At 60.7% G+C, this 19857-nt stretch carries 17 protein-coding genes and 3 pseudogenes; 8 read left to right on the forward strand and 12 right to left on the reverse strand.

Annotated features, from left to right (window positions below; genetic code table 11):
• Positions 1-174: 174 nt before the first annotated feature.
• Both JO965_RS39685 and JO965_RS39690 read right to left on the reverse strand, forming a co-directional pair.
• Positions 175-696 (reverse strand): hypothetical protein, encoded by a 522-nt coding sequence (locus JO965_RS39685; protein WP_203447246.1) that lies wholly within the window; start codon positions 694-696, stop codon positions 175-177.
• Between the two features lie 49 nt (positions 697-745).
• Complete coding sequence (locus JO965_RS39690) at positions 746-1888, reverse strand: RHE_PE00001 family protein (RefSeq protein ID WP_246777241.1); 1143 nt, start codon at positions 1886-1888, stop codon at positions 746-748.
• Between the two features lie 511 nt (positions 1889-2399).
• On the opposite strand from JO965_RS39690, the gene JO965_RS39695 reads away from it, so the two are divergent.
• On the forward strand, positions 2400-3509 hold the full coding sequence (locus JO965_RS39695; protein ID WP_203447247.1) for a Fic family protein: 1110 nt from the start codon (positions 2400-2402) through the stop codon (positions 3507-3509).
• Here the strand turns inward: JO965_RS39695 and JO965_RS39700 are convergent.
• Positions 3496-3879 (reverse strand): hypothetical protein, encoded by a 384-nt coding sequence (locus JO965_RS39700; protein WP_203447248.1) that lies wholly within the window; start codon positions 3877-3879, stop codon positions 3496-3498. The two genes, JO965_RS39695 and JO965_RS39700, sit on opposite strands and share 14 nt — an antisense overlap.
• 114 nt (positions 3880-3993) lie before the next feature.
• Between JO965_RS39700 and JO965_RS39705 the strand changes: the two genes are divergently transcribed.
• The gene (locus tag JO965_RS39705; protein WP_203447249.1) at positions 3994-4800 is read left to right on the forward strand and encodes an aminoglycoside phosphotransferase family protein; all 807 of its coding nucleotides are present in this window, start codon (positions 3994-3996) and stop codon (positions 4798-4800) included.
• Positions 4801-4813: 13 nt separating this feature from the next.
• Here JO965_RS39705 and JO965_RS39710 read toward each other — a convergent pair whose 3' ends face one another.
• Both JO965_RS39710 and accD read right to left on the reverse strand, forming a co-directional pair.
• Positions 4814-5191, reverse strand: a complete 378-nt coding sequence (locus JO965_RS39710) for a hypothetical protein (protein ID WP_203447250.1) — start codon at positions 5189-5191, stop codon at positions 4814-4816.
• Positions 5192-5304: 113 nt separating this feature from the next.
• Positions 5305-6254: pseudogene (gene accD, locus JO965_RS39715) on the reverse strand (acetyl-CoA carboxylase, carboxyltransferase subunit beta).
• Positions 6255-6421: 167 nt separating this feature from the next.
• Between accD and JO965_RS39720 the strand changes: the two are divergent.
• The 3 genes from JO965_RS39720 (at position 6422) to repB (ending at position 10666) form a co-directional block, all read left to right on the forward strand.
• On the forward strand, positions 6422-7588 hold the full coding sequence (locus tag JO965_RS39720) for a site-specific integrase (RefSeq protein WP_203447251.1): 1167 nt from the start codon (positions 6422-6424) through the stop codon (positions 7586-7588).
• A gap of 742 nt (positions 7589-8330) precedes the next feature.
• Positions 8331-9533: a plasmid partitioning protein RepA gene (gene repA / locus JO965_RS39725; protein ID WP_203447252.1), complete on the forward strand. Its 1203-nt coding sequence runs from the start codon at positions 8331-8333 to the stop codon at positions 9531-9533.
• The gene (repB, locus tag JO965_RS39730) at positions 9533-10666 is read left to right on the forward strand and encodes a plasmid partitioning protein RepB (protein WP_203447253.1); all 1134 of its coding nucleotides are present in this window, start codon (positions 9533-9535) and stop codon (positions 10664-10666) included. Before repA ends, repB begins: the two co-directional genes overlap by 1 nt.
• Before the next feature lie 69 nt (positions 10667-10735).
• On the opposite strand, the gene JO965_RS39735 is transcribed toward repB, so the two are convergent.
• Positions 10736-11122 carry a hypothetical protein gene (locus JO965_RS39735; protein WP_203447254.1) on the reverse strand — a complete coding sequence of 129 codons (387 nt, stop codon included), beginning with the start codon at positions 11120-11122 and terminating at the stop codon, positions 10736-10738.
• 396 nt (positions 11123-11518) lie between these two features.
• On the opposite strand from JO965_RS39735, the gene JO965_RS39740 reads away from it, so the two are divergent.
• Entirely contained in the window at positions 11519-12793 is a 1275-nt protein-coding gene (locus JO965_RS39740; RefSeq protein WP_203447255.1) for a hypothetical protein, read from the forward strand.
• Positions 12794-12816: 23 nt separating this feature from the next.
• Complete coding sequence (locus JO965_RS39745; protein ID WP_246777242.1) at positions 12817-13878, forward strand: RHE_PE00001 family protein; 1062 nt, start codon at positions 12817-12819, stop codon at positions 13876-13878.
• Positions 13879-14159: 281 nt separating this feature from the next.
• Here JO965_RS39745 and JO965_RS39750 read toward each other — a convergent pair.
• The 6 genes and pseudogenes from JO965_RS39750 to JO965_RS39775 all read right to left on the reverse strand — a co-directional run.
• Positions 14160-15041 (reverse strand): annotated as a pseudogene (locus JO965_RS39750) (IS3 family transposase); the annotation flags it as partial.
• 270 nt (positions 15042-15311) lie between these two features.
• The gene (locus JO965_RS39755; RefSeq protein WP_203447256.1) at positions 15312-16367 is read right to left on the reverse strand and encodes an IS110 family transposase; all 1056 of its coding nucleotides are present in this window, start codon (positions 16365-16367) and stop codon (positions 15312-15314) included.
• Positions 16368-16454: 87 nt separating this feature from the next.
• Positions 16455-17615, reverse strand: a complete 1161-nt coding sequence (locus JO965_RS39760) for an IS30 family transposase (RefSeq protein WP_203447429.1) — start codon at positions 17613-17615, stop codon at positions 16455-16457.
• A 58-nt stretch (positions 17616-17673) separates the two neighbouring features.
• Positions 17674-17934, reverse strand: a pseudogene (locus JO965_RS39765) (transposase); the annotation flags it as partial.
• A 15-nt stretch (positions 17935-17949) separates the two neighbouring features.
• Entirely contained in the window at positions 17950-19347 is a 1398-nt protein-coding gene (locus tag JO965_RS39770; protein ID WP_203447257.1) for a recombinase family protein, read from the reverse strand.
• An 11-nt stretch (positions 19348-19358) separates the two neighbouring features.
• Complete coding sequence (locus JO965_RS39775) at positions 19359-19511, reverse strand: hypothetical protein (RefSeq protein WP_203447258.1); 153 nt, start codon at positions 19509-19511, stop codon at positions 19359-19361.
• Between the two features lie 100 nt (positions 19512-19611).
• Between JO965_RS39775 and JO965_RS39780 the strand changes: the two genes are divergently transcribed.
• The gene (locus JO965_RS39780; protein WP_371827009.1) at positions 19612-19788 is read left to right on the forward strand and encodes a helix-turn-helix domain-containing protein; all 177 of its coding nucleotides are present in this window, start codon (positions 19612-19614) and stop codon (positions 19786-19788) included.
• Positions 19789-19857: the final 69 nt, after the last annotated feature.

Genomic DNA, 19857 nt, shown 5'->3' on the forward strand with positions numbered 1-19857 from the left:
CGAAATCCCCCGCAACGGCCCCACGGCCCAGCGAGAGGAGGAATGCAACGATTGTGCCCCACACCAACATGAAAGCGTCCCTGAGAACGGGAAGCAGGCTTAACTCACTGAAGATGAACAGCCAATGACAAGCTCACTCTTTGGTTGCTGACAAGTTCAAGCTGCTTTGTTCCCTCAGACGAAGGAATAAAGATTGCGGAACGGGGATTCCATCTCCTGCGAGAGCTTTTGCTTGGGGCCAAGTTGGCGCTGTCCATTCACCTCGACCACTGGGTACCCGACTGCTTTTTGTGGCCCCTGCAGTGAGGCCATGAACAGGAACACCATCTCCGATGGGAACTCGCTGAAGTCCTGCCCTGCATCTTGAATGAGATCCGCCAACGTCGCTCTTTGTGGTCCAACTTGATCTAGCTGCACCTCGCCACGCTGCCGGGCTTCTACTTCCTTCTGCGAGCCAACCAAGCTCGCTTCGAATGCAACAGCATAGGCTGGCCATTGTTTCAACTTGAGCTGGGTCGCCAGCCGCTCAGCGGAGTCAGTATCGTCCCTCGCCTCTCCAATGCTGATCATCGCAATTGAGCCATTCTCCAACGCAAGGGCCATAGGATGAAGGTAACCCTGCTCGGCATAGATGTGTTTAACCATGTCTTCGGCAGCGCCGAAGAACTCACGTCTATTCAGCGCGCGCTTTGTCATAGAATCTCTCTCCCGAAATAATCATTCTTCTAGAACAATATACGGCCCATCAAACTATGCCCCAAGCGCGGTACCGGGTCCTCCCGGTAAGCTCGCGCGGCAGCGCGCCGCCCAGCTGCGCCAGCATCAGGTCGACCGCCTTGGGCGTGACCTTGAGCAGCTTGGCCGCGAGCGGCACCGTCACCAGCGGGCGCGATAGGAACAGCTCGACCAGCCCTGGCAGCCGCGAGTTGCTGCGGGTCCTCGCCGTGACCCGGCTCATTAGCTCACAGGCCAGGATCAGCCGGTCGAGGTCCTTGGTAGCGATGACAAGCGCCTCCTCCAGTACCTGGCAGAACCCCTCCAGCTTCTCCCGAGCCCCTTCCCTGCCCTGCGGTCGGAACTTCGACTGCTTGAACCCAGCCGCCAGCGGCAGCAGATGGTTCGTCAGACCACGGGCCCGCAGGATGGAAGCGGCCATCGTGAGACCGAGCCATGGCTGCCGGGTGTAGAGGTTCAGATCGAGCCAGGCATTCCACGCCACAGCCGCCGCCGCGACCGCCGGCCAATGGCTGGTGCGCTTGACCAGATCCAGCCACACATCCTCATTTTCGGCCTCATCCTTGTCCGGATCGTAGACGAGATGCGAGCGGCTCTTGCGCAAAGGGGTCTCGCCGGCGAGCACCTTGCTCGTGCGATCCAGAAGCGCGTCGATCTCGGCAAAGTGCGCCTTCCAGGGATCGGCATCGTTTGCATGCGGCGGATAGGCCTCGTCATCGTCGGGATCGGGCCGCTTCACCTTCGACCGCTGCGATGTCTCTTCCGCCACGCCTCCGATCCCTCTCAGGGCTGACAATCCATCGATCGAGAGCGGCCACGGTGCCTTGCGCGCCATCGCGGTGCGCCGTGCCTTCAGCGCCGCGGCGGCGCGGGTGAGCTCGTGGGTGGGATGGCGCACGTCCATGCCGGCATCGTGCAGCACCAGATCGCCGACATCGACGAGATGGCCGTCGAGGATCAGCGCGCGGACCGCTTCGGTCATGTCGCAGCGGGACTGCCAGCCGGCGGCGAGGCCGGAGGCCTCCAGGCGGGCATCAAACCTGAGAATGCTGATCGTGATCTGCTCCAGCCGTCCGGCAATCACCTCCCACGGCAGTTCGGGCAGTGCGAGCGCGGCGCGCTCGAGGCGATCCTCGTCCCAGTCCCGATGCAAGGCTGCCCCCTTCGTGGTTCTAAGCTCTTGTAACAGCCGCGCTTTGGGGCAGCAAGAGAACTGAGCGTCGCGCTTGCTTCGCTGAGGGATGCGAGGCTCTTAGCTTGGCTTTTGGTAGCGATAATCCCCGCTTATCGTTAGCTGAGCCGTTTTCGCGGGTTTGGAAGCCGTTTGGGGCGGGAGTTCGGCCCTTGGCCAGGCGCTCCCAGGCGGCCAGATTGCGGGTCGGGGGCGTTGTTTCGCAGGCCGGCACAGCCATCGTTGGGCTCTCTGGATGTCCATGGGGCGGACGAGCGTCCGAAAGGGCCCAAACGGCAGATCAGGAAGCCTTCTCGAACCCGACGGCACCCCCGGTTCGCGAGGGGTATCGCGGGTTGAGCAAAGTTCGCGGTCAGGCGGTGAGCCGAACCCACGCGGTGAATAGGAGCCTCATTCACCGCATAATATGCGGCGGTAATGTTTGCCTGTGCGGCGAATACGGCGCATAATCGCCGCAGGAGATGCGGAGATTATGGCAAGGTACATCCATGAGCAGCCGGGCTGGCCGAACTTTCGCTGGGACTACAAGGCACTGGCCGATCTGCTGGCGGATGTGCGGCATCGGCAGGGACGCCTGATCGGGCGGATGCAGGGGCTCGGTTTTCCGCTCCAGAGCGAAGCCATGCTCCAAACCCTGACCGAGGACGTTCTGAAGTCCAGCGAGATCGAGGGTGAGATCCTCAATCGCGAGGATGTGCGGTCTTCGATTGCCCGGCGGCTCGGCCTCGATATCGGTGCCCTCGCGGCACCGGATCGCGACGTTGAAGGCGTCGTTGAAATGATGCTCGACGCGACGCAGAACTACGGCGAAGCGCTCACCGCGGAGCGTCTGTTCAACTGGCACGCGGCGTTGTTTCCGACCGGCCGCAGCGGTATGCACAGGATCACTGTCGCGGGCTGGCGCCACGACAGGGGCGGCCCGATGCAGGTCGTGTCAGGACCGCTCGGCCGCGAGCGGGTGCATTATGAAGCCCCGGCAGCGGATCGGCTCCATCCCGAGATGACGGCGTTCCTGGCCTGGTTCAACGGCGCGAGCGAGACCGATCTGGTGCTCAAGGCGGGGGTGGCCCATCTCTGGTTCGTGACGATTCATCCGTTCGATGACGGCAACGGGCGTATCGCCCGTGCCATCGCCGATATGGCCCTGGCCCGCTCGGAGCAGAGTCCGCAGCGCTTCTACAGCATGTCCGCGCAAATCCGTCAGGAACGCAACGCCTACTACGACATGCTTGAAGCCACTCAGAAGGGCGATCTGGATATCACGCCGTGGCTGCATTGGTTTCTCGGCTGTCTGGGGCGTGCGGTTGACGGTGCTGAGTTGGCTCTGTCTGGAGTGCTCCGGAAGGCCCAATTCTGGGAGAAGCTCGCGACGGCTGGCATCAACGACCGTCAGCGCACCATGCTGAACCGTCTTCTGGACGGATTCGAGGGCAAGCTGACATCCTCGAAATGGGCCAAAATTGCCAAATGTTCGCAGGATACCGCCCTGCGCGACATCCGTGATCTTTCGACCCGCGGTCTGCTGGAAAAGGAGCCCGGCGGTGGCCGCAGCACCAGCTATTCACTCGTCATCGAGGATTGATCACACTCCCGCCTGCGCGCTTACGGCCATCCGAGCGTATCCTCGAGCGCAACGCCAATGGCGCGTTCCTGGCCCTGACGTTTCGGCGGAAGCGCCGTCGAGACCACACTGAAATCCGGAGAGCCCTTAAAGGCGGAGTATGGCACAGGCGCTCCGCGTCACCGATCTCAAGCGGCTCTCCGGAGCTTCCATCGTACGGTGGCCCGGGTTGCCCGGCGCGGTCCCCGTCCAGAGCGCCGGACGAACCGTGGCCCTCCTCGTCCCGCTGCGGCCGGCGACGCACGAGGCCCGCGCCCGGTTCCGCCGGGCTCTGGCGCAGGCCCAGGCCGAGCGCCCCGCCGAAGAACAGGCGGCCCAATAGACCAGACATCCGGCGCTTGAGCCCCTCCCCTCTTGGAGGCTACCTGCCCCAGTCCCGGGGCAGCCAAGCCCCTGATCTCATCCTGCCATCGCCCCGTGGTTCCGGCCGTGCTATCCGACGCCCATGCTTGAGCCCTATCTCACGAAATGGCGCTTGGCGCCCGTCGGATCCCCGATCGTGACCCACACAAGCCAGCTCCTTCCCGTCGTCTACGATGGGCTGCCGGCGATGCTGAAGGTCACGGAGGATGCCGAGGAAAAGCACGGCCATCTGCTCATGCAGTGGTGGGCCGGGGACGGAGCCGCCCGAGTGCTGGCCCATGCGGAGGGGGCAATTCTGCTGGAGCGCGCGACCGGTCCGGGCTCCCTTGTGAGCCTTGCCGAGGGCCGGGATGAGGACGCCACACGGATCATCTGCGATGTCGCCCGCCAGCTGCATGCCCCGCGGGGAGCGCCCCCTTCCCGTCTGGTGCCGCTGTCAACCTGGTTCGAGCCCCTCGCCCCGACGGCCCAGGCGCACGGCGGCATCCTTGTCCCCGCCGCCGCAGCCGTCGCCGAACTCCTGGCCTCTCAGCGGGAGATCACGCCGCTGCATGCGGACCTGCATCACGAGAACATCCTGGATTTCGAGGAGCGGGGCTGGCTTGCCATCGACCCGAAGCGAGTGATCGGCGAGCGGACCTTCGAATACACGATCCTCTTCTGCGACCCGGACCTTGGCCTCCCCCATCTGCAGATTGCCAGACGTCCCGAGATCTTCGCCCAGCGCCTCAAGGTCGTCAGCGAGGCTGCCGCCTTAGAGACACGCCGCCTGCTCCTCTGGATTCTCGCCTGGGCGGGATTGTCGGCTGCCTGGCAGCTCGGCGATGACTTGGATCCTGGGATCGAGCTCCAAGTGGCGGAGATGGCTCTCGCAGCTCTGAACAGCTGACCCTGGACGTAGCTCACCACGTCTCGCCGGGGTCCTCGAATTCCATCAACTCGCCTGCGATCCGGTGGAGGGCATCGTCAAGAGGCGACTTTCCCAGACCGGACCCCTTGGTCCGAAGCCCCCTCCCCTGCCCTCGGGCGAGCCGGCGCTTCACAATCCGTGTCGCCTCGACCACAAGGTACGCCAGCTCCTGATCCGGCAGGCTGTCGAGCAACTCGTCGATCTCGGGCCTTGTCGCCGTTTCCCCCGATCTGGCCAATGACACAAGTTCTGGCGCCGGCAGTTCTTCCTTGGCCACCCGTTGCGGAGAGGCTCGACGAGCCGGTTTGAGAGGCGGAGGTGCGCCAAACAGGTCCCCCTGTCGCGCATCGCGAGCCGGGTTTCGCGCCATTCCACCTCCAGCCTGTTCAATCCTCGTTAACCATACTGGCGGCCTCGGCCTACCCGTTCAATCTAAACGGTGGGGACCTTTCTGGTTGCACAATGCGAGGATGACCCTTTCTCCTATGGATACGGGGTCTCGACTGTCTCGGAGGCTGGAGCGTTCACCTGATCGAGGTCCGGCCCGGTCTTTGGACGGACTTGGGCACCTGAGGCTGCTTCATTCGCCGGAAGCCGCATCAGGAGGCTGCAGAGGCGGGCCAGAGTTGGGCGCAGCTCGTGGCGGTGAACCACCATATCGATCATGCCGTGGTTCTTCAGGAACTCGGCTCGCTGAAACCCATCAGGCAACTGCTCACGAATGGTCTGCTCGATCACCCGGGGACCGGCAAAACCGATCAGGGCTCCTGGCTCGGCGATATGGACATCGCCCAACATTGCATAAGACGCGGTGACACCGCCTGTGGTCGGATTGGTCAGAACCACGATGTAGGGTAGCTTTCGCTCGCGCAGGCGCTGCACCAGAACCGTGGTTCGAGCCATCTGCATCAGGGACAGGATACCCTCCTGCATCCGAGCTCCGCCCGAGGCGGTAAACACGACATAAGGCGTTGCCCGTTCAATGGCCGTTTCGGCGCCCGTGATGAAGGCCGTCCCGGCGGCCACGCCGACAGATCCTCCGATGAAATCAGGACGTGGGCCGCAATCGTCATCGACAAGCCCTCCACCGTGCCGACGCCAACTTTGAGGGCATCTGGTAGTCCGGTCTTAGTCCGGGCCTCTTTCAGGCGGTCGGTGTAGCGCTTGGTATCTCGGAACTTCAGTGGATCGACCTCCACCTCGGGAAGCGGAATATCGGTCCATTGCCCCTGATCGAAGGTCAGCTTCAGACGTTGGATGGCCGACAGGCGCATATGGTGGTCCGAGCCGGGGATCACCCACTGGTTGGCCTCGACGTCCTTTTGGAAAACCACTTGGCCGGAGTCCGGACACTTAATCCAGAGGCTCTCTGGCGCCTCCCGCTTGAAGAATGTCTTGATCTTCGGTGGGACGACATCGTTGATCCAACTCACGCTGCGTTCCTTCCCTATCTGGCGGCACGGCACAGACCACGGAAATGTAGCAGCATTACGACACGGGCTCCGGAGCAGCCCCTGCTGTTCGCGCCCGAGGGCGGCAGGTCGCGGTTCACAAATCACGATGCCTCGCTCATAGTCCGGCGAAGTCTGATCTTAAGGACATGGGGCAAAGCGCGGTGGGCAACCCGGCGTCACAGAACAAGCGGGCTCGTGCCCTTGACGCACTGGCGTCCGTCCTTCCGATGTCCTCGGCGGACCGGTATGCCGAGGTCCTGACAGATGCCGATGTGGCCACCCTGAAGCATCTCGCCGATGCGGGCATGGGTGCCAACACCCTCCGCGCCCTCGCCTCCGATCTCGCTTATCTCGAGGCCTGGTCCCACGCCGCCACAGGACGCCCGCTTCCATGGTCAGCCGATCGCGAACTCGTCCTGAAGTTCATTGCCCATCATCTCTGGGATCCGGACCAGAAAGCTGTCGATCCCACCCATGGCATGCCCGACGACGTGATTGAAGAGCTTTGGGACCGCAAGATCCTCAAGATCAGAGGACCGCACGCTCCTAAGACGGTATCCCGGCGCCTGTCCAATTGGTCCACCCTGCACCAGTGGAAAGGCGTCGAGGGACCGTTCGATGATCCGGGCATCAAAAAGGCCGTCCGGCTTGCGATGAAGGCCTCAGGGCGGGAGCCCCAGCGCAAGAGCCGCAAGCCTGTCACCCGCGACGTTCTCAAACGACTCTTGGCCACTTGTGCTGGAACGAAAGCGATAGACCTACGCGATCGGGCAATCCTTCTAATTGCATTTGCAGCAGGCGGACGGCGGCGCAGTGAGGTCGCAAGCCTACGGCATTCCCAGATCAGCATCGCTGAACCGATCAAGCTCCGGCCGGCCGATCCTGCATCTCCAACAGTGCCCTGTGTTCGCATCGCGCTCGGACGGACAAAGACCACTACGGCAGGACAGGGAGCCTTTGTCTTCGCCGCTGGCCCTGCGGCGCTGGCGCTTCATGAGTGGATGCAATTCGCCGAGATTACAACTGGACCAGTCTTCCCGGAAGTGCGGAAAGATGGCTCCATTGGCGCGACCCCGCTGACCCCACAGTCGATCAACCTAATCCTGAAAAAGCGATGCCGCTTGGCCGGACTTGATCCAGCCGACTTCAGCTCCCATGGGCTACGATCTGGCTTTATGACCCAGGCCGGACGGGACGGGATCCCACTCGTAGACGCTATGAGGCAGTCTGCTCATAAGTCGGTCCAACAGGCGGCCGGCTACTACGATGAGCAGGAACATGCCCAGAGTAAGTCTGTCCGGATATTCACTTAAACGTCGGATCGGGCAATCCTTGGGGCAATCGCAGCGGCCTTGCCACGCAGCTCACCCGACCCATTGCCCGCGGGCAATCAAGCACTTCGAAGGGTAGGGGAGGGACGATCCAGAATGGTTTAAGAGAGCCGATCCAGACCTGTCGTCCGCGGGAAATCTCTCCGACTCGGATCCTATGAAGCCCGATGGCCAATGATAGCTTTGAGTCCGGACACATTGCCCGCGGGCAATGTGACGCCTCACACGAGGAGAAAGACGAGTTTCAGGACCGTTTGAAGGAAGATCCAGACCCATTGCCCGCGGGCAATCTCTATGCCGATCGAAGCCGCTGAAGTGCTGACGACCTGGTGATTTGTCACGGCCTAGACCTATTGCCCGCGGGCAATGTACCTCGCCAACACGCGGGGAAGGGCAGGGCAATGCCTCATTAACCATACCAATCCACCAGTCGCCTCTGAGCAATTCTTGTCCGCAAGCGACCACTTGCGCAACACTCCAGCGAACTCGGCACAGCAAACTCGACCCATTGCCCGCGGGCAATACCCTCGAGCCACAGGGCAGCAGGGGAGGGGATTGTACTCTAGATGCAGCGCGAAAATGACGAATTCTGAAAAATTTGCGCGTCTTTTTCGGTTTCTGGCGCTCTCTTTAACTCACCGTTAACGGAGTGCGGGCGAACTAGCGATCAGCGCAAAATTTGCTGATCTCGGCCAATTCCGAGCGGCAATGCTAGGAGCCCTCAATGTCAGCACTCGAGCAATCTACTCTCGATCCAGTGGTCGCGCCCATCGAAGAAAACAACCGGGCGCAGATCTCCCTAGATGCCGAACTGCTAGCGACCGAGCTTCAGAAGCACACGCAGCGCATCTTCCCGCCTGTAGCCCAGAAGGCGATCCGTCGATTTTCTTCCGCCGAAGCGGCCAGCTTCTTGGGCATCCACGAAGGCTATCTTCGTCAACTGGCTGTTGACGGAAAGGCGCCCCTTCCTGAAGTCCAGCCGAACGGGAAGCGCACATTCTCGGTTGAAGAGATCAATGCAGTTCGCGAATTCCTTGACAGCAACCAGTCAAACCGCCGCTACATCCCCCATCGTACGGCCGGCGAGAAACTGCAGGTAATCTCAGTCATTAATTTCAAAGGTGGAAGCGCGAAAACTACGACTGCTGCGCATCTTTCTCAGTATCTTGCTTTAAGAGGCTACCGTGTTCTGGCAATTGACCTGGATCCGCAAGCAAGCCTCTCAACCTTGTTCGGCCAACAGCCGGAACTGGATGTCTTGCCAAACGAGACCCTCTATGGGGCGCTGCGCTATGACAGCCAGCGCACTTCCATCGAGGAGATCATTCGCGCGACCTATCTTCCCGGTCTACACTTCATCCCTGGCAATCTGGAACTCATGGAGTTCGAGACAACGACCCCGGTCGCCAAGGAAGTGCGAACATTCTTCCTCCGCATCACCGAGGCATTACAGCCGGTGGAGTCTGAGTACGACGTTGTCGTGATGGATTGCCCGCCCAACCTTGGGTATCTCACAATGGCAGCACTATCGGCTGCAACGTCGCTCCTCGTAACTGTGCATCCCCAAATGCTCGACGTACTGTCGATGGCTCAGTTCCTGAAGATGGTTGGCGACACTGTAAACCTGTTTGGGAATAGGCGTCCGGACTATGACTGGCTTCGTTACCTTATTACGCGGCACGAGCCCAACGACGGACCCCAAAACCAAATGGTCACGTGGATGCGTTCGCTCTTCGAGCATCGTGTTCTGCAAAACCCAGTTCTGAAAAGCACTGCGATCGCGGACTCGGGCCTCACGAAGCAAACCCTCTACGAGGTGGATCGAACCAAGTTCACCAAGAGCACTTACGACCGAGCGCTCGAGTCGCTTGATCTCGTGAATGGTGAAATCGAAGCCAACATCCGTCGCGCCTGGGGGAGGCAATAATGGCCCGGAACGTACTGAATCCTGCCGCTAAAGACCTTGGAACAACGTCCGCTCCTGCACCTAATCCAGTAGCGGACCAACAAGCAGCCCTTGCAGGGGCGCTTAACGGGAACAACGATACGCCGATTACCGTGCGGCCGGATCGTCCGTTCGCCAACCGTCCCCACGCTAAGAGTCCCGTCGCCGGCGGAGAGCAAAGCGGCTCATCTGGCAATGAAGTTCCAACGATTCCTCGACAGGTTGCTCCGGTTATGACCTCCCAACAGAGGGTCATGGCAGATACGCTCAACGCAGTTAACCGTGTCGACGAACTTGAGAAGCAACTGCGGTCAGGTCATGCCGTGGTCGACCTTGATCCTTCTATGATCGATGCGTCGTTCGTTCCAGATCGCATGGCTCCCTCGGAAGAGGCCCACAGGGAGCTTGTCCAAGCGATTAAGGCAGACGGACAGATCGTACCCATTCTGGTTCGTCCTCATCCGGCAGAGCAGGGGCGCTACCAGGTTGCCTATGGGCACAGGCGTCTTCGAGCGGTAACCGAACTCGGCATCAAGGTCCGAGCTGTTGTCCGCGAACTTACCGACGAGCAGTTGGTTGTCGCACAGGGCCAAGAGAACAACGCCCGGACAAACCTGAGCTTCATCGAGAAAGCTCGCTTTGCGCTGCAACTGGAAGAGCGCGGCTTCCGTCGCGATGTCATCATGCAGGCTCTTTGCGTTGACCGCCCTAGGGTCTCGCAGATGGTCAAATTCGCATCGAGTATTCCGATGGAAATCATCAATGCCATCGGGCCAGCACCAGGCATCGGAAGACGGAAGTGGGAAGACTTCGCTGCATTGATCACGAAGGGCAATATCGACAAAGCCCGGCACGCGATCGAGCGGGCCGAAAATTCGGGCCGGGATAGCGACGCAAAGTTTGAGGCAGCCTACAAGGCGCTTACAACCAAAGCCGAAATCGCTCGCCCTGAACTCTGGACTGCTCCCGACGGTGCCCGCTTGGCCAAGTACACCGAAACCGACGAGAAATTCTCGCTCGTCATTGATCGGAAGCTTTCGCCACGTTTCGGGAAGTTCCTCGTCAGCCGTCTGGAGCAACTCTACAACGAGTTTCAGGCCGCAGACAAAGAGTGAGGTTTCGTCACTACTTCGACCCAGCATCGCTTCGGTCATCGCTCACAGCGAGATTGAGGCGATGCTCCATCAACAAACCAGTGCGTATTCGGCAGTTGCTGCCTCAACTGGCTTATCTGACTTTGCTCCCTCTGCAACTATCTGCAGCATCTCATCTGGAAGCGGTCTCTGGAGTCTGAGGGCTTCCTCTGTGGGAGCGTTGAGCCAGACCTCATATCCCTCAGGCATGGTCAGGATCACTGGTATCGCTTGGGGATAAATCAGCCCGACCACACCGTTCGACTCCGATGTCAAAAACGAATTGAGCAGCTTTCCACCTTCAACAGGATCAGCCTTCGTCCCATGCACGCCGGTCCAAGAGCGCCAAATACCAGCAGAGGCGGAGTAGGGGATACGAGCTTGTAAGAACTGCTGTCCACAGACGATATTCTGTACATAGTTAGATGTTGCGTTCAATTGATCGTTTCTCCGCATGGCTAGAGGCTTCCGGAGCTATAACGTAACCAATGGCTGAGAGCTCGCCCTGGGCTGGATCTGGCCTATTCCTGAGACGAGAGGCCGTGGAATCCTGGGCTCTGGTCCGGAGAGGGGAAGCAACTGGCCAACCACGAAGGGGTACAAGAATTGTTCCTAAACATACGCTAATGGCCCAAGCCAACTAAGCAGATACATGCCGGAAAGTAAGTACCCCAACAGCACTCCTGTCAGCGTAGCCAATGGTCGTTTTAATCCTTTGTCAATGGCGCCAAATTAGCTAGAACAGTAACTTAGCTGTTGGCCAAAGGCAGTCTGGGAGACCTAAGGAGCTTCCAGTCAAAGCCTGCCTGATCGGGATAATAAAGGGGCAGGGGCATGGACGCCGAACAATCGGATTTGTTAACTGAGTTACCGAAACCTGAAGTCATTGGGCATCTCCTTTCTAATGAGGGCATCCTCCTGACATTCTCCACGGCAGACGGGCCACGATTTGCCGCAGTCGCCGTGACCGGGGAGGGAGAGTCCAAGCCAGTTGCTGAGCGAACACTCGCCGCGGCGGGCGACCTCGCGGTACATGTCGATCGTCTCGGTAGGGACATCGGCAAAAGGGGCGGCCAACTCTACATCGTCGACATCAAAAATCCTCAGAGAGCCCGCGAGCGCACGCGCTCAGCTATGACCGCAACCACTTCTGCAGCTCTTTTTGCTTGCAGGACACGCCAAGCCTTCGCAGCCGTCTGTGAGGAGTTAGGTGTTACGCGGGAGGACATTGCCAAGGCAGCACAGCTCTATCCTATGTTTGCTCAGGCCCAGACAGAGGAGAGCAAGATAGTTGTCGGCCAAGCACATAAGCTGGCAACCGCTCTCAAAACGCGCGAAATTTATCGTTACATAGGCTATTCGGCCGAGGACAAATTCCAAATCGGCCAGGTACATCCTGTGCTCGCAGATCAGATTGCGCGCGCAGTGCGCTTCGATGTTGGTGACGCCAATAAGTTGCCCCATCCCTCTTCAAATGACGCATTGTTAATGGGGCACTTGCCCTATCCTGTCTGCTATTTCGAGTTTGATGCTGATGGAGCCGAGCGCGACGACGGCACACCGGTCGGGCAGATCCGGATGATGGTTCTGGCAAGAGATTTGGGAGGCGAAGTTTCCTCTGTCTTCTTCCGGTCGCACCCGCCCGGCGACCGATACTTCTCAATGGGCTTTGGAGCACGCTGGCGCGTGGAGGATGGGGAGGTTCTCTGGGAACCGGATCTTCTCACCGATCAAATGCCCACTGATCTCGAGGATGAGGAACATCTCAAGCGCGTAACAGCGATATTCCTTGCCCCAGTCCTTTCCTACCTAGCACTACTGAACCGGCCGGGAGCGGAGGTGACGCGTGTTGTCCCGCCAGCCAAGCTGGCTGCCTCTAGACAAAAGTCCGGTAAGCCACCTCTGTTTGATTTCCACCGAGTCAAGTTCATGGGCAATGAACGGACGTCGAGTACAAGAGACGGCGCAGAGTCTGATCGAGCCGGACCTCGCCTGCACATGAGGAAAGGCCATGTTCGCCGTCTGGCACTCGGCAAGGAGATCTGGATCCGTTCAACCATTGTTGGCCGTGCATCGGCCGGCGCCCTCGGCAAAGACTTCTTGTCGTGAAACTATAGATCAGGCCACGCCCCATGCTCAATTTCGCAGTCTCAGATCAAGAGCAACCAAAGAGCTATGAACTCCCCGAGATCCCTTGCGAGAAGGTCATTGGCCGCCTGGAGAGGATCGCGCTGGCCGTAAAGGATTTTGATGCTCGCCTTGAGGCCGCTGGTCTGTCCGCTGGTTGGCATTCTCGGTGCGACATGAATGAGGCGGTACGTGCACTAATCCTGGATGGACACCTGGTCGATATCGGCGACTTAGTGCTGCATGACGCCGGCATGGACGTACGAAGCCCTACCCATGAGATCATGAGAGCTGCATCGGCTCTCAGGGCGCGACGGACTGCAATGGCCAGGAAGGCGCCTTGGCCGATTTCCTACGACGGGTTGGCGGCTCTGCGCGGGGTTGGGCCGGTAAAAGCCGGGGAGCCGAAGGCCAAGGGTAAAAAGAAAATCGATCCGGACGATGATGAGGCCTATCCGGCCTTCGCCAACGACGCGGATCCGTGGAAGGCGCATTTTGCGGAAATTGATGCGCTCCTTGATCGAACCGACAAGGTTCTCGCTGGCGAAACGCCGCTGCCCAAAAGCCGATCGCACTTGGTTTACGATCCGGACGTGGATGAGGCCGAGAATGAAGACGCCTGGCTTGATCTGGTGAAACGGGTTTCCCATTGGCCGGCAGTCGCCGCGGCCGCCGTCGCCTGGGATGCCTGGCTCGATCTGAACCTCTATACCCGGCAACCATGGCTCGGATTGACCATGGCCGCGTCGATCCTCCGGGCTCGAGGATTGACCAGTCACCTCCTGCCGCTCGCGGCCGGGTTTAAGAAATCGAAATTCCGGCCTCAGGGCAGGGAAGGGGTCCTCGAAAAGCTGCAGGGCTTCTGCCAGGTGCTCGAAGAGAGTGTTGAGATTGCAAACAAGGATCTGGAGAGATTGATCCTCGCCCGGGAGCTGATGAACCGGGTGGCCGATAAATGCCGCAGCAATTCCAAGCTGCCCGAGCTCGTCGATCTCTTCCTGTCGCGTCCATTGGTGACGACGCGTAGGACAATGGTGCAAAGTTCGACGTGCCTCGGGTGGGCCTGAGAAACCGGGATCAATCCGGAAGACCACCCGAACAACATCATCGGCCACCTCGATGCGCTTGACGAGGGTACAGATAATGTCGCGCTTCGTTGCCCAATCCGCACTGGCAAGCCGGTCATGCACCATCTCGGCAAACAGGTCGAGTTTCCCCACCACGAACTGGAGCGAGCGGATCTGCTCAGCGGCCTCCTGTTGGGCCTTGGCTTCGGCTTCCAGCCGGGCCGTCCGGCGGCGCAACTCAGTGTGGTCTTGCTCCGCTTTTGCGGAGAGCGGTTTAGTAGTTATCCGGCCAGCTTTTCGAACTGAACCGGACTGACATAATCCAGTGTCGAATGACGCCGGACAGGGTTGTAGAAGCCGTCGATATAACGAGCAATTGCCGCCTTGGCTTCAGCTCTGGTCTGGAACACCGTGCGCCAGACCAATTCGGACTTCAAGGTCTTGAAGAAGGTCTCGACCACCGAATTATCATAACAGTTGCCTTTGCCGGACATCGAGATCCGGATGCCGTGCTTTCGCAACTCAGCCTGATACTCGATCGAACAATATTGACTGCCGCGGTCGGCGTGATGGATCAGTCCCTTCCCAGGCCTTCGAATTGCCAGAGCCTTGCGCAGCGCCTCAAGCGCCAGTTCCTTGTGCAGCCGGTCACTCACCGCCCAGCCAACCACCCGGCGGGCGAAGAGATCGAGGACCACGGCCAGATACAGCCAGCCTTCACCCGTCCACACGTACGAGATATCGGCGGCCCACTTCTGGTTCGGGCGCTCAGCCGAGAAGTCCTGCTCGAGCAGGTTGGGCGTGATCGGGAAGGCATGATGGCTGTCGGTGGTGCGTTTGAAGCGCCGCTTCTGGCGGGCCTTGAGGCCATTCTCGCGCATCAGCCGAGCGGTGCGGCGTCGGCCTACCGTCAGGCCCTCGTCCTGCAACTCGCGGGTCATGCGCGGGCTGCCGTAGGTCTCGTTCGAGAGGGTGAAGGCCGTGCGAATGTGGGCCAACAGAACCAGATCCTCCCGCTGGCGCGGACTGGCCGGACGAGAGCGCCAAGCGAAGTAGCCACTCGGGCTGACTCCCAGGACCTGGCATAGACGTGTGACGGGGAAGCTCTCTTTCGCCACATCGATGAACTGAAACTTCATCGACTTCCCTCCTTGGCGAAAAAATCTATGGACCGGCCGTGCGTTGCAAGAGGGCTGCTTCAGATTGGATGAGAGACGGTTTGCATCAATCTATCCGGCCTCTGGGTGGAGCGCCTGCTCCGGGCCATCATGGAAATCCGCGCGCACTGGGCCTTTTTAGCGGTGAGACCTCATTGGGCCATTTTTTCGCTCAGGCTTCCAGTGCGCAGGGCGACCGTTCATCCATCCTGTCACATCCTTCCCGCAAACCTCGGTGGGAACTCGATAGCCGAAACGCCTGCGGCTAAAGCGGTCTTACGGAACCTGGGTGGCAATCCCCGCATCATAGCCCCTTTCGCGGTACAACACGCTCCAGGCGATGCGCGCCAACTTATTGGCCAACGCGGCAGCCAGCACGTTTCGATGCAGCCGAGGGGCCGCTGTCATCAGCCAATGGCCGAAGCGATATCTCTGCCAGTTGTGTGGGTGCTGCAGAATAGCCTGCGCACCGCCCACGAACAGGGTGCGCAAGTAGCGGTTCCCTCGCTTGGAGAGGCCACCCAGGATGGTGCGATTGCCGGTCGAGATCTGCTTGGGCACCAGCCCTAGCCAAGCGGCGAAGTCGCGGCCTTTGGCGAAAGCCGCTCCGGTGCCGACCGCCGCCACCATGGCGCTGGCGGTGATCACCCCGACACCCGGGATATCCATCAACCGCCCGCAGCCCGCGTCCTCTCGCGCCAAGGCCGTGATGTCCCGGGTCAGCGTCTCGATGCGTTCGTCCAGTTGCCGCCAATCCTCCGACAGATCCTCGATCAGGTGGATCAGGCGCGGCGAGAGCACGTCCGTGCGTTGAGACAGAAGGGTGGGAAGCGCCTCGCGCAAGCCCGCGAGCCCCTGACGTACCGGAAGGCCGCACTCGAGCAGGAAGGCGCGGATCTGGTTGATGATGGCGGTGCGCTGGCCGATCTGGCGGCGGCGCACCCGGTGCAAGGCTTGCAGATCAAGTTGCTCGGCCGACTTCAGCGGCACTGGCCGCATGGTCGGGCGCTGGACCGCCTCCGCGATGGCTTCCGCATCGCGGTAGTCATTCTTGTGTCCTTTGAGGAACGGCTTCACGTACTGGGCCGGCAGCAGGCGCACGTCATGACCGAGGGCAGCGAGCTGGCGCCCAACATGATGAGCACCGGCGCAAGCCTCCATCCCAATCAGACAGACCGGCAGGTTGGCCAGGCAGGATTGCAGCTGCCCGCGCGAGACCTTTCGGCGCAGCACGATCCTGCCGCATGCATCCATGCCGATCAGGTGGAAGGTGTTCTTGCTCAGGTCGATTCCGATGGTGGCGACGGCCTCAGTCGTGGTCTGGTGTGACATGGCATGGCTCCTTGCCTGCGAGATAATCCCGCCCTCCCATGCTCCACCCGGGAGCACGGCCGGTCCATGCCATTAGCGGTGGTGAGTTCAATCGATCAGCGCAACAGCTTCGGCCAGCATAGCGCCAGGGGTTCTAAAGCCAAGGGTTTTCCTCGGCCGGGTATTGAGGCTGAGGGCAATCGCGTCGAGATCATTCTGGCTATAGACGGACAGGTCCGATCCCTTGGGGAGATACTGGCGTAACAAGCCATTGGTGTTCTCGTTACTCCCGCGTTGCCAGGGGCTCTGCGGATCACAGAAGTAGACGTCCACGTCAGTCGCGACGCTAAACCGCTTGTGCTGGGCCAGTTCCATGCCTCGATCCCACGTCAGCGACGCCATCAATCCCTGAGGAAGTTGCTGCACCTGGCGAACAAGTGCTTTCACCACGCTGTCGCTGTCTTTGCCTTCCACATGAACCAGCATGACAAACCGGGATTGGCGTTCAACCAGGGTGGCAATGTGCGTGTTCTTGCCGCCCGTGAGCAGATCGCCTTCCCAATGCCCCGGCACAGCCCGGTCCTCGATCTCGGGAGGGCGATCTCTGATGGAGACAGCATCGATGATCTGGCCTCTCGGCTGGCCGGCCGTGCTCGCTGTCTTGCCGCGCCGCATACTCCGTCTGCTCCGCAGATGGCGGGTCAGCTCCTTTCGCAGGACGCCGCGGGCTTGGATGAACAGGCTCTTGTAGATCGTCTCGTGGGATACACGCATCGTTCTGTCATCGCGATGTTCAGCCTTGAGCCATCCTGAGATCTGCTCGGGAGACCATTGGTTCTGAAGCTTCTCCGCTACCAACTCCTGAAGAGCCTTGTTGATTGCCAAAAGGCAAGCTTTCGGACGCAAACTCTGTTGCCACGCACGCTCATCGGCTCGCGTGGCACGATACCCCTTTCTGCCTCCATTCCGACGGACCTCCCGGCTGATGGTCGAGGGTGACCGCCCAAGCCGGTTCGCGATCTGATGGAATGACCACTCGGCTGCGAGGCCCCGAGATATCTCCTCGCGTTCGTCTGACGTGAGCGAAAGCCGAGAGCGGGTCCTCGGCGGTGGAGCAATGCCTCCCTTGGCGAGCACGACGCCAAAGACCGACCCGGCATGCTTTCCAAGAGCACGGCCGATGTCGCTCAGCGACTCGCCAGCTTTCCACCGGGCCCAGAGTTCCCTTTTCTGCTCCGCCGATAAGCCCGGCCGCCCCGTACGCGCCATCATGGATCCTTTCAGACACCGAGAAATCGATCATGGTGCGCTGACCCGTTGAATCCATCGTAGCCTTCTTCAGGATCTCCCGCTCCTGGCGCAGGATCTCGTTCTCGCGCCGCAGCCGCTTGAGCTCGGCGGCCATATCCTCCTGGCGCTCTTCGGGCGGATCATCGATCTCACGCTCGCGGCGACGATCAATCCAGTGGCGCAGGGTCGACAGACCAACCCCGAGATCCGCGGCAATCGCGCGCCGGCTGCGGCCGCTCGTCAGAGCAAGCCGCACCGCCTCATCCTGAAACTCTTTCGTAAAGCGTGTCTGGGGCATGGAGATCCTCCTGGGCTATAAGAGTGCTCTCCATCTTTCCGAAGCAAGACCAGTGAGGCGCGGTTCAAACTCAGGCTTCTCGATCAATCCCTCCGTGTAGCTGTCGATCAGCCGCTCGATGGCGCGGCGCGCCTTCGCCAACTGACGGCCGAGAGCATCGAGTTCGAGTTGGTGCGGGGTGGCCTGGATCGCATCCAGGCGGCGCTGATACTCTTCGATGACCCGCGTCGGGTCATCGAGCAGCCGATAGACCTCGCTCCAGACCGCCTCATCGAGCCGATCGACCGCAACCAAGCGGGCGTCGCATCGCCGCTCACCGTGGAACCGGGTGCGGTCGGTGCCGCAACAGCGATAGTACCGCCATGGTCCATAGGGATGATACCCGGTAAACCCATAGCCACACTTCTGGCAGACAAGCAGACCCCGCAGCAGATACTGAACGCCCGCAAGCCGCTCGCGATTGCGTTTCCGGTTCTCCTCCAGCCGCTCGGCGACACTCGCAAAGAGGTCTTCGTCGATGATCGCCGGCACGGCGATGCTGATGTGCCGCTCGGCCGCGGCTGGCACTTGCCGATAGGGCTTGCGCGGCAAACCATCGTGGCCGCGCGGCGGATGAAGCGGCGGCTGCCATGGCACGCACTGGCGGCGACCATAAACCGCCTGACCCGCATAAGCGGGGTTGCGCAGCATGGTGTGGATCACGGTCCGGCTCCAGTGGGGCTGACCTGATGGGCTTGCAATGGCGTTGTGGCGCAAGCGCCGGCAGACCGCCGCTAACGTCAGGCGTTCGTGCCCAACCCAGGTGAAGATCTGGCGGACAATCCGCGCCGCCTCCTCGTCGATCTCGTAGCGTGCGGCTCCCCCACCAGCCTCGCGCGTGATGTAGTGGTAACCAAAGGGCGCGCGGGTCAGGACACTGACGGCCCCGGTTTGGGCGCGATGGCGCTTGCCGCGCCGGCTGCGCTCCAGCACTTTGGCTCGCTCGTACTCGGCGAACATGCCCTGCAGCTGCAGCAGCAAACTGTCCTCGGGCGTGGTCCCGATCGGGCGATTGAGGAAGATCACCTGGGTGCCGGCGTGGGTAAATTCTTCGAGCAGCAGAACCTGATGCGCGTAGCTGCGGGCGAGACGATCCGGGGACTGGACGTAGACGAGATCGATCGCCGACAGCGCCACGAGATCGCGCAGACGCTCCAGGGCGGGACGGATCAGGCTGGCGCCGCTGTGGCCATTGTCGATGAACCGCAGATCGTTCCGGATGCAGTGGCCATCCTGCACCGCTTGTGCAGTCAACTCAGCCAGTTGGCTGTCGATGGTGTGACGCTCAGCCTGCTGGTCGGAGGAGACCCGGGCGTAAAGGGCAACCTGCAGGGTCTGCGGTGTCGAAACGGCTCTCAGGTGCTGAGTTCTCATGGCAACCTTCCTTAGACAACGGTGCCGGTGCACGTGATGACACGAACTGGGTGCGCAGGCAGGAGGCGCTCGTAGGCGCGTCCCAAGACGTCCCGACTGCCCCGTCTGACCTCGAAGCCGACCTCAAGGCGCAGGGGCCGGCGCCTCTTGCAAAGCTTGGCCATCGTGGTCCTCTTCCTCCGCCGGTCTGGCCCATCCAGATCAGGCTGAAGGCTTCAACGTCGGACCGGTCGAGCGATGGCGCAGGGTCTCGCGAGCAATCGTATGGACAAAGCTGATCGCAAACTTTGCACCATTGTCTACCACGTCACCGTCCCTTTGGGCGCCAAGCTCCTGAAGGTGACGCCCAAGGCTGTGGACCTGATGCTCGTGCAGCTGGGAGGAGCCTTGCCGAGAGAATTGACCGGCCGGCGACGCTATCGGGCATGGGGGATTGTGTAGAGCTTCCTCTGGATTGGAGTTGTTAACCTTGTAGGTTTGATGCCAGCATTGTGCTATCGAGCGATCGTT

It is taken from the genome of Microvirga sp. VF16, from assembly GCF_016864375.1.
Classification (GTDB): domain Bacteria; phylum Pseudomonadota; class Alphaproteobacteria; order Rhizobiales; family Beijerinckiaceae; genus Microvirga.